This window comes from Pigmentiphaga sp. NML080357 (genome assembly GCF_002188465.1).
Classification (GTDB): Bacteria; Pseudomonadota; Gammaproteobacteria; order Burkholderiales; family Burkholderiaceae_B; genus Pigmentiphaga.
Map to the genome: position 1 here is coordinate 606,789 of NZ_NINW01000049.1, position 14,078 is coordinate 620,866.

Here is a 14,078-nt window from a genome sequence, read left to right on the forward strand (position 1 = left end):
GCCTTCGGCGGATGCTGCCGCGGATACGGCCGCGATCGGTACCGATGCCGGCCACGGCCAGCCCGCGCCCGAGCCGCAGGCGCCGCGCCCGGCCCCGACAGCAGCCGGCCCGGCGGCTGCAGCGACTGCCGCGGCCACCCCGCCGGCCGAGCCTGGCGCGGCCGCCGGCGAGCCGGCACCCGCGCAAGACGCCTTGCCCGATCATGACCCGGCCCAGGGTTCGCTGTTCCCGGCCGACCTGCTGCCGCCGGCTGTCAATCAACCTGCCGCCGGCCAGCCGGCCGAGGCATCGACGGTACGCGAAAGAACGTGACTGAAAAAGACGCATCGCAAGAGGACAGCTTCATCTCGCACCTGGTGGAGCTGCGCGACCGGCTGCTCAGGGCCATCATCGCCGTGGTCGCCGTGTTCATCGTGCTGTTCCTCTATCCTGGCGCCTCGGCCATCTACGACGTGCTGGCACAGCCCATGCTGGCCACGCTGCCCCCCGGCACCCGCATGATCGCCACCGGCGTCATCACGCCGTTCATGGTGCCGGTCAAGGTGACGCTGCTGGCGTCCTTCGTGATCGCGCTGCCTTTCGTGCTGTACCAGGCCTGGGCCTTCGTCGCGCCGGGCCTCTACCAGCACGAGAAGCGGCTGGCGCTGCCGCTCATCGTGTCCAGCACCGTGCTGTTCCTGGCGGGCATGGCTTTCTGCTATTTCGTTGTCTTCAAGACCGTCTTCCATTTCATCGCCACCTTCGCGCCGCAATCCATCACGCCCGCCCCGGACATCGAGGCCTACCTGAACTTCGTCATGACGATGTTCCTGGCGTTCGGGCTGACGTTCGAGGTGCCGGTGGCCGTGGTGCTGCTGGTCAAGACCGGCGTGACCACCGTCGCCAAGCTGTCGGCGGCGCGCGGGTACGTGGTGGTGGGGGCTTTCGTGCTGGCCGCGGTGGTCACGCCGCCGGATGTTGTCAGCCAGTTCCTGTTGGCGGTACCTTTATGCGTGCTCTACGAGCTGGGCCTGCTGGCGGCCCGGTTCATCAAGAAGCGCGAATCGGATTCGACCGCCATCGAGAAAGTCTGAGCCCGGCCGCCCCTTGTGCCGCACCCGGCCGGGGGCAGGGGATTCCATTCCAGAACGAACAACAAGTGGGGACCTTCATGTTTTCCTTGAGCAAACTGGGCGTGGCCATGGGCCTTGCCGTCTTCGCCGTGGCCGCTCAGGCCGACATCACCGTGGGCGTCAACGTGTCGGCCACCGGCCCGGCCGCGTCGCTGGGCATACCCGAGAAGAACACGTTCGCCCTGATGCCCAAGACCATCGCGGGCCAGAAGGTCAACTACATCGTTCTGGACGATGCCAGCGACACCACGACCGCTGTCAAGAACGCGCGCCGCTTCGTGACCGAGGACAAGGTCGACGTGATGGTCGGATCCACCATCACGCCCAACTCGCTGGCCATGGTCGATGTCGCCGCCGAGACCGGCACGCCGGTCATTTCCATGGCGGCCTCGGCCATCATCGTGGAGCCGCAGGACGCCAAGAAGCGCTGGGCGTTCAAGACCCCGCAGAACGACGCCGAGATGGCCAAAGCCATCGTCGAGCACATGCAGGGCCAGAAGGTCAAGACGGTCGCCTTTATCGGGTTTGCCGACGCCTATGGCGAGGGCTGGTACCAGGAGTTCTCCAAGGTGGCGCAGGCCGCGGGCATCAAGGTGCTGACCAACGAGCGCTACAACCGCACCGACACCTCCGTCACCGGCCAGGTGCTGAAGATGATCGCGGCCAAGCCCGATGCCGTGCTGATCGGCGCCGCCGGCACGCCCGCCGCACTGCCCCAGAAAACGCTGAAGGAACGCGGCTACCGCGGCAAGTACTACCAGACCCACGGCGTGGCCAACAACGATTTCCTGCGCGTGGGCGGCAAGGACATCGAAGGCACTTTCCTGCCGGCCGGCCCGGTGCTGGTATCCGCCCAGCTGCCTGCGGACAACCCGGTCAAGGCTTCGGCCACGGAGTACGTCCAGAAGTACGAGGCCGCCTACGGCAAGGGCTCGGTGTCCACTTTCGGCGCTCATGCCTGGGACGCCGGCAAGCTGATCGAGGCCGCGGTGCCGGTCGCGCTCAAGAAGGCGCAGCCGGGCACGCCGGAGTTCCGCGCAGCCTTGCGCGACGCGCTGGAAAACGTCAAGAATGTGGCCGGCGCGCATGGGGTGTTCAACATGAGCGCCACGGACCACGTCGGCCTGGACAACCGGTCGCGCGTGATGGTGACCGTCGAAAACGGTGCCTGGAAGCTCATTAAATAATCTCCAGACGGAACAGGGCGGACCTCCGGCCCTGCCGGAGTCGACATGGATTTGCAGATCGCCCTTTTCCTCATCCAGGACGGCGTCGTCAACGGCGCCATCTATGCCCTGCTGGGCATGGCGCTGGTCCTGGCCTTCACGGTCACGCGCGTGGTCTTCATCCCCCAGGGCGAATTCGTCGCCTGGGGGGCGCTGACGCTGGCCGCGCTGCAGGCCGGCAAGCTGCCGGGCACGGTATGGCTGCTGGTCATCGGCGGTTGCGCGGTCATGGTGGTGGAGCTCTGGAGCGCCTGGCGCCAAGGGGACTGGCGCCACATTCCGCGGGCGGCGGGCTGGAATCTGCTCTATCCGGCCGTCATCTTCGCGGTGGCACGGTTCGTCGACTTCCAGGACTTCCCGCTGGCGGTCCAGATCGTCTTCGCGCTGCTGGCCGTGGTGCCCATGGGGCCGATGGTATGGCGCCTGGCTTTCCAGCCGGTGGCCGAGAGCAGCGTACTGGTGCTGCTGATCGTCTCGGTCGCGGTGCACGTCGCCATGGTGGGCCTGGGTTTGCTGTTCTTCGGCGCCGAAGGGTCGCGCACGCCCCCTTTCTCCGAGGGCAGCTTCGAACTGGGCGGCATACCCATTTCGGCCCAGACCCTGTGGGTGGTGGGCTGCTCCATCGTGCTCATCTTCGCGCTGACCGTGGTGTTCGGCCGCACCCTGTACGGCAAGGCCCTGCGCGCCACCGCCGTCAACCGGGTAGGCGCCCGGCTGATGGGCATACCGACCAGCCTGGCCGGCAAGCTGAGCTTTACGCTGTGCGCGCTGATCGGCGCGTTCTCAGGCATCCTCATCGCGCCCATCACCACCATCTACTATGACACCGGCTTCCTGATCGGCCTGAAGGGGTTCGTGGCCGCCATCATCGCCGGCCTGGCGAGCTATCCCCTTGCGGCGGCGGGCGCCGTCCTGGTCGGCCTGCTCGAAGCCTTCTCGTCGTTCGCCGCCAGCGCGTACAAGGAGGTCATCGTGTTCACGCTGATCATCCCCGTGCTGATCTGGCGTTCGCTTGCCTCCCGTCACGTGGAGGAAGAATGATGCGGCTGCGTCCCATCTGGTTCGTCGGCGCCGGCATCGTCCTGCTGGTCGCGGCCGTGTTCGGCATGTCGGAATTCACCGTCACGCTGCTCAACTACATAGGCTTGTACGCCCTGGTCGCCCTGGGGCTGGTCCTGCTCACCGGGGTGGGCGGCCTGACTTCGTTCGGCCAGGCGGCTTTCGTGGGGCTGGGCGCCTACACCAGCGCCTGGCTGTCCATTGCCACGCTGCCGCCCGCCTTCGCCTGGCTGGGGGGCTCGCCCTGGCTCGGCCTGGCCGCAGGCCTCGTCGTGACGGGCGTCGCCGCCTGGGTATTGGGCGCCATCGCGCTGCGCCTGTCGGGGCACTACCTGCCGCTGGGCACCATCGCCTGGGGCCTGAGCCTGTATTTTCTTTTCGGGACGCTGGACTTCCTCGGCGGCCACACCGGGCTGTCGGGCCTGCCGCCGATCTCGATATTCGGGCTCGACCTGTCCAAGGGCCGGCACCTGTTCTGGCTGATCTGGGCCGTGCTGCTGCTGGCCATGCTGGTGGTCAGCAACCTGCTCGATTCGCGCGAAGGGCGCGCCATCCGGGCCCTCAAGGGGGGCATGGTGATGGCCGAATCGATGGGGGTGGACACCGCGCGCTCGCGCATCGCCATCTTCATGATCGCCGCCCTGCTGGCCTGCGTCTCGGGCTGGCTCTACGCCCATATGCAACGCTTCGTGAACCCCACGCCGTTCGGGCTGCATATCGGCATCGAGTATCTGTTCATGGCGGTCATCGGCGGCGCGGGGCAGGTCTGGGGCGCGCTGGTCGGTGCGGGCCTGGTCACCATGCTCAAGCAATGGCTGCAGGACCTGCTGCCCGCCCTGGTGGGAGCCTCGGGCAATTTCGAAAGCATCGTCTTCGGCATCCTGCTCGTAGTGGCGCTGCAGCGCGCTCCGGACGGCCTCTGGCCCGTCATCGTGCGGCTGGCCCGGCGGTTCCTGCCGCTGGCGCATGCCGAGCGCGCCATCGATGATGAGGCGCCGCCGCTGGCGCGCCGCGTGCAGCCGGCGCACGGCGAAATCGTGCTCGAGGCCCAGGGCCTGACCAAGCAGTTCGGCGGCCTGGTGGCCAACAACAACATCAGTTTTTCCGTGCCGGCGGGCGAGGTGCTGGCCCTGATCGGCCCCAACGGCGCCGGCAAGAGCACGATGTTCAACCTCTTGTCCGGCGTGGACGATCCCACCTCGGGACGGGTGATCTTCCGTGGCCAGGACGTCACCGGCCGACCCTCCCGGACGATCGCGGCGCTCGGCCTGGGCCGTACCTTCCAGCACGTGCGGCTGTTGCCGCAGATGACCGTGCTCGAGAACATCGCCCTCGGGGCTCATTTGCGCGAGCGCAAGGGCCTGTTGTCCGGCCTGGTGCTCGGCAGCCTGCACCTGGAGCGCCGGGAGGAGTCCCGGCTGCTGGCCGAGGCGGCCCGCCAGGCGCGCCGCGTGGGCCTGGGCGACGCGCTGCACCTGCCGGCGGGTTCGCTGCCGCTGGGCAAGCAGCGCATGCTGGAGATCGCCCGCGCGCTCTGTGCCGATCCCTGCCTGCTGCTGCTGGACGAGCCGGCCGCCGGCCTGCGCTATCTCGAGAAGCAGGCCTTGTCCGAAACCCTGCGCGCCCTGCGCGCCGAGGGCATGGCCATCCTGCTGGTCGAACACGACATGGATTTCGTCATGGGCCTGGCCGACCGCGTGGTCGTGATGGAATTCGGCGAAAAAATCGCCGAGGGCTTGCCCGAGGAAGTGCAGCGCGACCCGCGCGTGCTCGAAGCCTATCTGGGAGGTGTGGAATGACGGGTCCGGCGGCAGCGGCCGCGCCATTGCTCGAGGTCTCGGGCCTGTCCGTCTCCTACGGCAAGGTCGAGGCGCTCCATGGCATAGACTTGACGGTGCCGGCAGGCACCATCGTGACGGTGATCGGACCCAACGGCGCCGGCAAGACCACCTTGCTGTCGGCCATCATGGGCCTGCTGCCCGCGCGCGGCACCGTCAGCGTGGACGGCCGGCTCCAGCGGCGGGTCGACATCGAGCACATGGTCGCCGCCGGCCTGAACCTCGTGCCCGAAAAGCGCGAGCTGTTCGGCGAGATGAGCGTCGAGGACAACCTGCTGCTCGGCGCCTTCCAGCGCTATCGCACCGGCCACCGCGACCAGGCCGCTTCCATGGAAGAGGTCTACGCGCTGTTCCCGCGGTTGAAGGAACGCCGCCGCCAGCTGGCCGCCACGCTCTCGGGCGGCGAGCGGCAGATGCTGGCGCTGGGGCGGGCCCTCATGGCCAAGCCGCGGCTGCTGCTGCTGGACGAGCCGTCGCTGGGCCTGGCCCCGCGCATCGTCAAGGAAATCTTCCTCATCATCGCCGAGCTGCGGCGGCGCGGCGTGGCAATCCTGCTGGTCGAGCAGAACGCGCGGGCCGCTCTGCAGACCGCCGACTATGCCTACGTCCTGGAGACCGGGCAGGTAATCTTGTCCGGGCCGGCCCACGAGCTGGCGGACGACCCGCGGGTGGTGGAAAGCTACCTGGGGCTGGGGAAGCGGTAGGCCTACGGCTGCTGCGCCTCGCGCCGCGGCCGGGGGCGGGTCCCCACGGTGACCGAGGTATCCATCTCCTGGCCCCCGCGCACGATCTTGATGTTCACCTTGTCCCCGGGAGGCAACTGTGCGATGGCATTCAGCATGGTGGTCGTGTCCGTGATGGGCTTGTCGTCCACCGAGATCACGATGTCGCCCGTGCGTATGCCCGCCTTGGCCGCCGGCCCGCCCCGCACCACGCCGGCGATGATGACGCCTTCCTTGCGCGAGAGCTTGAAGGCGTCGGCCAGTTCGGCCGTGAGGTCCTGGGGCTCCACGCCGATATAGCCGCGGGTGACGGTGCCGGTGGTGATGAGCTGCTCCATGACCTGCCGCGCGGTGCTCACCGGTATGGCGAAACCGATGCCGAGCGAGCCGCCCGAGCGGGAATAGATGGCGGTATTGATGCCGACCAGGTTGCCCTGGGCGTCGATCAGCGCGCCGCCGGAATTGCCGGGGTTGATGGCGGCGTCGGTCTGGATGAAGTTCTCGAAGGTGTTGATGCCCAGGTGCGTGCGCCCCAGGGCCGAGACGATCCCCATGGTGGTGGTCTGGCCCACGCCGAACGGGTTGCCGATGGCGAGCACCACGTCGCCGACCTGGAGGTCTTCGGCGCGGCCGAAGGTCACCGAGGGCAGGTTGGGCATCGCCAGCTTGAGCACGGCGAGGTCGGTCTCGGGATCGGCGCCAACCAGCGTCGCCTTGCCCTTGCGGCCGTCGGCCAGCGCGACCTCGATCTCGTCGGCGGCCTCGATCACGTGGTTGTTGGTCAGGATGTAGCCCTCGGGGCTGACGATGACGCCCGATCCGAGGCTGGAGACCGGCTCCGGGTTCATGTCGGGTTCGCCGAAGAAGTGGCGGAACACCGGATCGTCGGAGAAGGGGTAGGCCGGCTGCTGGGGCGTATCCTTGCTGGTGAAGATGTTCACCACCGCGGGAGCGGCCTTGTGGGTGGCGGCGGCATAGGACGCGACCGCGCCGCCTTCGCCGGCGGGGCTGGGCGTGGCCTCGAAGAACGGCACGACGATGGCGTTATTGCTGCCCGGACCGCCGCGGCGGGGCAGCCACTCGGGGCGCAAGGTCGCGACGATGAATAAAATGGCCAGACAGACAGTGGTGGTCTGGGCAAAGATCAGCCATAGTCGGCGCATGTGCAAAATACTTTTCCCTAGCGTAGGAGGTTGACAATGATCGCAGGCGGGCAGGCCTCAAGGCAAACCGGTGCACCAAACCAGGGCGCCGGCGGCGTGGCCGCCGAGGAGCTTGCATCGTGGCTGGCGGCTGAGCTGCAGGTCGACAGGTTCCGCGACTACTGTCCGAACGGCTTGCAGGTCGAGGGCCGCCCGGTGGTGCGACATATTATCGCCGCCGTGACCGCCTCCGAGGCCGCCATCCGCCACGCCATCGCGGTGGGGGCGGACGGCCTGCTGGTCCATCACGGCTGGTTCTGGAAGAACGAGGACCCTCGCGTGCGCGGCACCCGGCGTACCCGGCTGTCGCTGGTGCTGGGGCACGATCTCAATCTGTTCGCCTACCATCTTCCCTTGGACGCCCATCCCCGGTGGGGCAACAACGCGCAACTGGCCGAGGTGCTGGGCCTGGCGCCCCACCTGGTGGAGGGCACGGTCCAGACCGCCGGCCACGATAGCCTGATATGGCTCGGCCAGGCGCCTGGCCTGGCCACCGTGGGCGAACTTGCCGCCCGGATCGCCGAGCGGCTGCAACGCGAACCCCTGCTGATCGGCGACCCCTCCCGCCCGGCGGGCCGCGTGGCCTGGTGCACCGGAGCCGCCCAGGGCATGCTGCAGGACGCCATCGACGCCGGCGCCCAGACCTACATCACCGGCGAGATCTCCGAACCGACCGTCCACCTCGCCCGCGAAACCGGCACCGCCTTCCTCGCCGCCGGCCACCATGCCACCGAACGCTACGGCGTCCAGGCCCTGGGCCAAGCCATCGCCGACCGCTTCGGCATCCGGGTCGATTTTGTCGACATCGACAACCCGGTGTAGGGGGTGGGCTTCCCCGGATCTACCGCTTCAACAGGTCGCGGATTTCCCGCAGCAGCGCCACTTCTTCCGGCGGCGCGGCGGGGGCGGGGGGCGGGGCTTCGCGCTCGAACCTTGCCTTGGCGCGGTTCATGAGCTTGATCATCCAGAAAATGACGAAGGCCAGCAGGATGAAGTTGATCAGAATGGTCAGGAAATTGCCCCAGCCGAGCAGGGTGGCGCCGGCCTTGCTGAGCGCGTCGTAGGTCTGCGGGCCGGTGTAGTCGGCCGGCGCCCGCAGGACGATGAACTTGTTGCTGAAGTCGACGCTGCCGCCAAGGATGAAATTGACCAGCGGCATGATGATGTCTTTCACCACGGAATCGACGATCTTGCCGAACGCGCCGCCGATGATCACGCCGACGGCCAGATCGATGACATTGCCCCGCATCGCGAATTCGCGAAATTCTTTCATGACGCTCATTGGGTACCTCCCTGCCTGGTTATTCTCGCGGGCAAGTATCTCTTATTTTTTTCTTCCACGGGAACTCGGCCGTGGCGCGCGGCCCCGAATGTGCTACGAAGTCTGTCAGGCCCCGTAGGCATTGCGTTATACTCGAAGGTTACTATAAGGCGCCGGTACGCCAAGAGCGCCAATCTGCTTTCAAGTGCTTAAAAGAGAAGAAGTAATCTTGAGGGTCAATCAATGAGTCAGGACAAAGTGGTAGACGCCGACCGCCGATTTTGGGTCGGAACCACCTGTGCCGTAGGGGGAGTCGCGGCTGTAGGCGTGGCCGTCCCTTTCGTCAGCACGTTCGCCCCGTCTGAACGGGCGAAGGCGGCGGGAGCCCCGGTGGAGGTCGAGGTAGGAGACATGCAGCCGGGCGAAATGCGCACCGTCGAATGGCGGGGCAAGCCGGTATGGATCATACGTCGCACGCCCGAGCAGCTCGCCACGCTGAAGGAAGTCGACGGCCAGCTCGCCGATCCCAACTCCGAGCGCAATCCCAACGAAATCACGCCCGAGTACGCGCGTAACGAGTACCGCTCGATCAAGCCCGAGTACTTCGTCGCCGTCGGCATCTGTCCGCATCTCGGCTGCTCGCCCACCGCCCGGTTCGCCACCGGCGCCCAGCCCAACCTGCCGGCCGATTGGCACGGCGGCTTTCTGTGCCCCTGCCACGGCTCGACCTTCGACATGGCCGGCCGGGTGTACAAGAACAAGCCGTCGCCGGACAACCTGACGATACCTCCCTACGAGTTCGTGTCGGACACCAAGATCATGGTCGGTGTCGACAAGAACAACAAGGCCTGAGCGTCAGTCATCGCAGCGACGCAGGCGATACGCCGCGTCCAGTTAAACGAAGCCATCGAAACACGTCGGCGTTGCGGGACACGCAGCGTCGAACCCGCCGAGCAAAAGGAGCAGCAGCCATGGCTGGCGAGAAGAATGTCGAGACTACCGGCCTCCTGGGCTGGATCGACGCCCGCTTTCCGCTCACCTCGACCTGGAAAGCGCACCTGTCCGAGTACTACGCGCCGAAGAACTTCAACTTCTGGTATTTCTTCGGTTCGCTGGCGCTCCTGGTGCTGGTCATCCAGATCGTGACCGGGATTTTCCTGGTCATGCACTACAAGCCCGACGCCGAACGCGCGTTCCAGTCGGTCGAATACATCATGCGCGAAGTGCCGTGGGGCTGGCTGGTCCGCTACATGCACTCCACCGGCGCCTCCATGTTCTTCGTGGTGGTCTACCTGCACATGCTGCGCGGGCTGTTCTACGGCTCCTACCGCAAGCCCCGCGAGCTGGTCTGGATCTTCGGCGTCGCCATCTTCCTGTGCCTGATGGCCGAGGCCTTCATGGGCTACCTGCTGCCGTGGGGGCAGATGTCCTACTGGGGCGCCCAGGTGATCGTCAACCTGTTCTCGGCCATTCCCTTCATCGGCCCCGACCTGGCGATCCTGATCCGCGGCGACTACGTCGTGTCCGACGCCACGCTGAACCGCTTCTTCTCGTTCCACGTCATCGCCGTGCCGCTGGTACTGCTGGGCCTGGTGGTCGCGCACATCATCGCGCTGCACGAAGTGGGCTCCAACAATCCCGACGGCGTCGAGATCAAGGAGAAAAAGGACGCCAACGGCATTCCGCTCGACGGCATCCCGTTCCACCCCTACTACTCCGTGCACGACCTGTTCGGCGTGGCCATCTTCCTGATGATCTTCAGCGCGATCGTCTTCTTCGCGCCGGAAATGGGCGGGTACTTCCTCGAGTACAACAACTTCATCCCGGCCGATCCGCTCAAGACCCCGCCGCACATCGCGCCCGTCTGGTACTTCACGCCGTTCTATTCGATGCTGCGTGCCTGCACCGACGACTTCACCTGGGTCCTGGCGTTCTTCGCCGTGGTGGCCGCGCTCTGGTTCCTGTTCAAGAGCCGCCTGGGCACGACCGCCAAGGTCGCCGTGGCCGTGGTGCTGGTGGCCATCGCCGTGCTGCTGCGGGTCTGGGACGCCAAGTTCTGGGGCGTGCTCACCATGGGCGGCGCGGTCGTCATCCTGTTCTTCCTGCCCTGGCTGGACCACTCCCCGGTCAAGTCCATCCGCTACCGTCCGGGCTGGCACAAGTGGATCTATGGCGTATTCATCGTCAATTTCCTGGTGCTGGGCTACCTGGGCACGCAGCCGCCCAGCGAAGTCTTCAACATCATTTCGCAGATCGGCACGATCCTCTACCTCGGCTTCTTCCTGCTGATGCCGTTCTGGAGCCGGCTTGGCACGTTCAAGCCGGTGCCTGAACGAGTCACCTTTTCTGCCCACTGAGGATGCCCAACGGCGCCGGCGGTGCTCCGCCGGCCCGACAGACTAACGGATATCAAGATGAAGAAGCTGCTCGGTGTACTGATGTTGATGCTGGCCTGCACGGGGGTGCAGGCCGCCGAAGGCGGGTACCACCTGGAGACGGCGCCCGTGCGCCTGAACGACCTGCCTTCCCTGCAAAACGGGGCCAAACTGTTCGTCAACTATTGCCTCAACTGTCATTCCGCCTCGTCCATGCGGTACAATCGCCTCCGGGACATCGGCCTGACCGACGAACAGATCAAGGACAACCTGCTGTTTACGGGCGGTAAAGTCGGCGACATGATGACCGTTGCCATGAGCGCCAAAGAGGCGAAGGAATGGTTCGGCGCCGCACCCCCCGATCTGTCGGTCATAGCCAGGGCGAAATCCGTCAACGCGGGTCCGTCCGGCGCCGATTACCTCTACACCTACCTGCGTACGTTCTACCGCGACGACTCCCGGCCTACCGGCTGGAACAACCTGGTGTTTCCGAACGTGGGCATGCCCCACGTCCTCTGGGAGCGCCAGGGCCCGCGCGAGCTCACCACCGTTGCCATGCACAAGGGCGAGGGCGAGCACGGCTGGGAGCGCGTGACGACTACCTACGACGTGAACGGCGTCGCCACCGTCAAGCACGAGCCGGTGGAGAACTACCATGGCCACGAAACGATGGAAACACGTTTCACGGCCAAGGACCCCGCCAGGGCGGCGGCCTACGACAACGACGTGGCCGACCTGGTGGCGTTCATGTCGTGGATGGCCGAGCCCGTGAAGCAGCATCGCGTGCGTCTGGGGGTGTGGGTGCTGATTTTCCTGGCTTTCTTCACGGTCATCGCCTGGCGTTTGAACGCCGTGTACTGGAAGGACGTCAAGTAGTTCTCGAACTACCTTCCCGGGGCCAGCATCCGTTTGGATGGCTGGCCCTTTAACGTTTTTACATCTCTCTCTGGAGACCCCGCCATGATGGTGCTTTACTCCGGAACCACGTGTCCGTTCTCCCAACGCTGCCGGTTCGTGCTGTTCGAAAAGGGCATGGATTTCGAAATCCGCGACGTCGACCTCTACAACAAGCCCGAGGACATCGCCGTCATGAATCCCTACGGCCAGGTTCCCATCCTGGTCGAGCGCGATCTGGTGCTGTACGAGTCGAACATCATCAACGAGTACATCGACGAGCGCTTCCCGCATCCGCAGCTGATGCCGGCCGATCCGGTGATGCGCGCCCGGGCCCGCCTGTTCCTGTTCAATTTCGAGAAGGAACTCTTCGTCCACGTCAGCACGCTGGAGGCCCGCGAGAGCCGCGCCGACGAGAAAGGCCTCGAGCAGGCCCGCCAGCAGATCCGTGACCGGCTCTCGCAGCTGGCGCCGATATTCCTGAAAAACAAGTTTATGCTTGGTGAAGAGTTCTCGATGCTCGACGTGGCCATCGCGCCGCTGCTGTGGAGACTCGACCACTATGGCATCGAGTTGCCGAAGAATGCCGCGCCGCTGCAGAAGTACGCCGAGCGTATTTTCTCGCGTCCGGCCTATATCGAAGCGCTGACGCCGTCCGAAAAGGTCATGCGTCGCTGATGCGAGGCGGCCGGACCATCAGGCGGCAACCCGCGGCGGACCGGCTTGCCGCCGCTGCCGCGCGGAGGCCGCGCCGCGCCGTGCCAGGGGTGTAACCATGAGCGAAATCTCCACCAAGCCTTACCTGATCCGTGCGCTGCACGAGTGGTGCACCGACAACGGCTACACGCCCCACATCGCGGTCACCGTCGACGAACGGGTCGTCGTGCCGCGCGAGCATGTCAAGAACGGCGAGATCGTGCTGAACGTCGGCCGCCTGGCCACGCACAAGCTGCAGCTGGGCAACGAGTTCATCGAATTCCAGGCGCGCTTCAGCGGCGTGGCGCGGCAGATTTCCGTGCCCGTCGATGCGGTAACGGCCATCTATGCGCGCGAAACCGGGCATGGCATGGCCTTCGAAGCCGGGCCTCCCGCCTCCGCGGGAAGCGGCGCGCAACCCGACAGCCCGGTGGTCGAGGATGCTCCGGAGGCCGAGACGCAGGAAAACGCCTCCGCCAGCCGCCCGCAGCTTTCCGCGGTGCCGGCGAGCGAAGCGCCGTCCTCGGATCCGGAAGGGGGCCCCGACGATACCGATCCCGCTCCTTCGGGCGGCCCGGACCGCGGCCGGCCGAAGCTCACGGTCATCAAGTAAGTCCTTTCACGAGCCGGCGGAGCTGTCGCTTCGCCGTGCTTCTTTCCGTTCCCATCCATCGGCGCATAAAGAACCTCGAAAACATTCGTTAGCCGTCGGTGCGTCGATCGCTATGCTGGCTCTCCCTTGCAAGGAGAGTCATCCATGAGCATCGTCCACTCTGGTTCCGACACGGCTACGCCGTTCATCTCGGCCGAAACGCTGGCGGCAGGCTTGGCCGAGGGCGGAGTGTCGCCGGTGTACGTGGCCCTGGACGCCGGCCCGCCTCCGCCAGCATTGATTCCCGGGTCCATCGAAACCGCGTTGCCAACGCACTACGCCGAACCCGGCGATCCCGCTCGCGGACGTCTACCGCTCCCCGCGCGCGAGGTGGTTCGGCGTTGGTCGTCGGCGGCCGCGTTGGATCGTGGAGGCTGCATCGTCGTTTATGACGCCGGTACGGGCTCCGCAGCGGCGAGGGCCTGGTGGGTATTGACCTGGGCCGGGCTGCCGGGCGTGCGCATTCTCGACGGGGGCCTCAACGCGTGGATCGCCCGGGGTGGCGAAGCTGCAGCGCCGGGCCCGCAAGCCACCGCGCCCCGGTTGACCGCGATCGATACCGAGGCCATCGCGGGGAATCCGCAGGCCTATCGCCTGTTCGACGCGCGGGCCGTCTCGGCCTATACCGGGGACGGCGGGCAGCCTTCTCATTTGCCGGGGGCGGTCAGCAGCCCCGCCGGAATCTGGCAGGACGCGAACGGCCGGCTGTTGCCTCTCGACCAGCGCCAGGCTCTTGCGCGCAAGCTCGGCCTCTTCGACGATGACGAGCGGCCGGTAGTGGCCTACTGCGGATCGGGCGTGGCGGCCTCGTACTGGATCGCCGCCGTGCAGGACCTGGGAGTCAAGGTATCGTTGTACGCAGGCTCATGGAGCGCCTGGTCCAGCGATCCGGCACGTTTGGCGGCCACGGCGCCGGCGTAGCGGTCGTCGATTTCCATTACAATCCGGCCTTCTGCCGGTGTAGCTCAGTTGGTAGAGCAGCTCACTTGTAATGAGAAGGTCGAGGGTTCGATTCCTTTCACCGGCACCAATACCCGCGG

At 66.2% G+C, this 14,078-nt stretch carries 14 protein-coding genes and 1 tRNA gene; 13 read left to right on the top strand and 2 right to left on the bottom strand.

Translation table 11 applies throughout. The features are described 5' to 3' along the window. Positions 1-309: 309 nt before the first annotated feature. The 5 genes from tatC to CDO44_RS25450 all read left to right on the top strand — a co-directional run bounded on the left by tatC (position 310) and on the right by CDO44_RS25450 (position 5,940). The gene (tatC, locus tag CDO44_RS25430; protein WP_233146350.1) at positions 310-1,074 is read left to right on the top strand and encodes a twin-arginine translocase subunit TatC; all 765 of its coding nucleotides are present in this window, start codon (positions 310-312) and stop codon (positions 1,072-1,074) included. Positions 1,075-1,151: 77 nt separating this feature from the next. After that, complete coding sequence (locus tag CDO44_RS25435) at positions 1,152-2,300, top strand: ABC transporter substrate-binding protein (protein ID WP_087783135.1); 1,149 nt, start codon at positions 1,152-1,154, stop codon at positions 2,298-2,300. Between the two features lie 45 nt (positions 2,301-2,345). Next, complete coding sequence (locus CDO44_RS25440; protein ID WP_087783005.1) at positions 2,346-3,380, top strand: branched-chain amino acid ABC transporter permease; 1,035 nt, start codon at positions 2,346-2,348, stop codon at positions 3,378-3,380. Then, the gene (locus CDO44_RS25445) at positions 3,377-5,197 is read left to right on the top strand and encodes an ATP-binding cassette domain-containing protein (protein ID WP_087783006.1); all 1,821 of its coding nucleotides are present in this window, start codon (positions 3,377-3,379) and stop codon (positions 5,195-5,197) included. The genes CDO44_RS25440 and CDO44_RS25445 overlap by 4 nt, the downstream gene beginning before the upstream one ends. Continuing rightward, positions 5,194-5,940, top strand: coding sequence for an ABC transporter ATP-binding protein (locus CDO44_RS25450; protein ID WP_087783007.1), 747 nt, complete (start codon positions 5,194-5,196; stop codon positions 5,938-5,940). The genes CDO44_RS25445 and CDO44_RS25450 overlap by 4 nt, the downstream gene beginning before the upstream one ends. A gap of 2 nt (positions 5,941-5,942) precedes the next feature. Here CDO44_RS25450 and CDO44_RS25455 read toward each other — a convergent pair whose 3' ends face one another. Beyond that, a complete protein-coding gene (locus CDO44_RS25455; RefSeq protein WP_087783008.1) occupies positions 5,943-7,121 on the bottom strand; it encodes a S1C family serine protease in 1,179 nt (392 codons plus the stop codon). Between the two features lie 36 nt (positions 7,122-7,157). On the opposite strand from CDO44_RS25455, the gene CDO44_RS25460 reads away from it, so the two are divergent. Continuing rightward, a complete protein-coding gene (locus CDO44_RS25460) occupies positions 7,158-7,982 on the top strand; it encodes a Nif3-like dinuclear metal center hexameric protein (RefSeq protein WP_087783009.1) in 825 nt (274 codons plus the stop codon). Between the two features lie 19 nt (positions 7,983-8,001). Here the strand turns inward: CDO44_RS25460 and mscL are convergent, their stop codons facing one another. After that, positions 8,002-8,442 carry a large conductance mechanosensitive channel protein MscL gene (gene mscL / locus CDO44_RS25465; protein WP_087783010.1) on the bottom strand — a complete coding sequence of 147 codons (441 nt, stop codon included), beginning with the start codon at positions 8,440-8,442 and terminating at the stop codon, positions 8,002-8,004. A gap of 222 nt (positions 8,443-8,664) precedes the next feature. On the opposite strand from mscL, the gene petA reads away from it, so the two are divergent. The 7 genes from petA (at position 8,665) to CDO44_RS25500 (ending at position 14,068) form a co-directional block, all read left to right on the top strand. After that, entirely contained in the window at positions 8,665-9,273 is a 609-nt protein-coding gene (gene petA, locus CDO44_RS25470; RefSeq protein WP_087783011.1) for a ubiquinol-cytochrome c reductase iron-sulfur subunit, read from the top strand. 119 nt (positions 9,274-9,392) lie between these two features. Continuing rightward, on the top strand, positions 9,393-10,778 hold the full coding sequence (locus CDO44_RS25475) for a cytochrome bc complex cytochrome b subunit (RefSeq protein ID WP_087783012.1): 1,386 nt from the start codon (positions 9,393-9,395) through the stop codon (positions 10,776-10,778). A 57-nt stretch (positions 10,779-10,835) separates the two neighbouring features. Further along, a complete protein-coding gene (locus CDO44_RS25480) occupies positions 10,836-11,672 on the top strand; it encodes a cytochrome c1 (RefSeq protein WP_087783013.1) in 837 nt (278 codons plus the stop codon). An 84-nt stretch (positions 11,673-11,756) separates the two neighbouring features. Further along, positions 11,757-12,368, top strand: coding sequence for a glutathione S-transferase N-terminal domain-containing protein (locus CDO44_RS25485; protein ID WP_087783014.1), 612 nt, complete (start codon positions 11,757-11,759; stop codon positions 12,366-12,368). Positions 12,369-12,465: 97 nt separating this feature from the next. Further along, positions 12,466-12,999 (top strand): ClpXP protease specificity-enhancing factor, encoded by a 534-nt coding sequence (locus CDO44_RS25490; protein ID WP_087783015.1) that lies wholly within the window; start codon positions 12,466-12,468, stop codon positions 12,997-12,999. A gap of 144 nt (positions 13,000-13,143) precedes the next feature. Then, positions 13,144-13,959 (top strand): sulfurtransferase, encoded by an 816-nt coding sequence (locus CDO44_RS25495; protein WP_087783016.1) that lies wholly within the window; start codon positions 13,144-13,146, stop codon positions 13,957-13,959. A 33-nt stretch (positions 13,960-13,992) separates the two neighbouring features. Further along, positions 13,993-14,068: transfer RNA gene (locus tag CDO44_RS25500), tRNA-Thr, on the top strand. The last annotated feature ends 10 nt before the right edge of the window (positions 14,069-14,078 follow it).

What these genes read in the sequence shown, in the direction of transcription:
- CDO44_RS25495 (WP_087783016.1), top strand. Translation starts at nt 13,144, where the DNA reads ATGAGCATCGTCCACTCTGGTTCCGACACGGCTACGCCGTTCATCTCG.
- CDO44_RS25445 (WP_087783006.1), top strand. Translation starts at nt 3,377, where the DNA reads ATGATGCGGCTGCGTCCCATCTGGTTCGTCGGCGCCGGCATCGTCCTG.
- CDO44_RS25460 (WP_087783009.1), top strand. Translation starts at nt 7,158, where the DNA reads ATGATCGCAGGCGGGCAGGCCTCAAGGCAAACCGGTGCACCAAACCAG.
- CDO44_RS25490 (WP_087783015.1), top strand. Translation starts at nt 12,466, where the DNA reads ATGAGCGAAATCTCCACCAAGCCTTACCTGATCCGTGCGCTGCACGAG.
- petA (WP_087783011.1), top strand. Translation starts at nt 8,665, where the DNA reads ATGAGTCAGGACAAAGTGGTAGACGCCGACCGCCGATTTTGGGTCGGA.
- CDO44_RS25440 (WP_087783005.1), top strand. Translation starts at nt 2,346, where the DNA reads ATGGATTTGCAGATCGCCCTTTTCCTCATCCAGGACGGCGTCGTCAAC.
- CDO44_RS25455 (WP_087783008.1), bottom strand. Translation starts at nt 7,121, where the DNA reads ATGCGCCGACTATGGCTGATCTTTGCCCAGACCACCACTGTCTGTCTG.
- mscL (WP_087783010.1), bottom strand. Translation starts at nt 8,442, where the DNA reads ATGAGCGTCATGAAAGAATTTCGCGAATTCGCGATGCGGGGCAATGTC.
- CDO44_RS25480 (WP_087783013.1), top strand. Translation starts at nt 10,836, where the DNA reads ATGAAGAAGCTGCTCGGTGTACTGATGTTGATGCTGGCCTGCACGGGG.
- CDO44_RS25485 (WP_087783014.1), top strand. Translation starts at nt 11,757, where the DNA reads ATGATGGTGCTTTACTCCGGAACCACGTGTCCGTTCTCCCAACGCTGC.
- CDO44_RS25475 (WP_087783012.1), top strand. Translation starts at nt 9,393, where the DNA reads ATGGCTGGCGAGAAGAATGTCGAGACTACCGGCCTCCTGGGCTGGATC.
- CDO44_RS25450 (WP_087783007.1), top strand. Translation starts at nt 5,194, where the DNA reads ATGACGGGTCCGGCGGCAGCGGCCGCGCCATTGCTCGAGGTCTCGGGC.
- CDO44_RS25435 (WP_087783135.1), top strand. Translation starts at nt 1,152, where the DNA reads ATGTTTTCCTTGAGCAAACTGGGCGTGGCCATGGGCCTTGCCGTCTTC.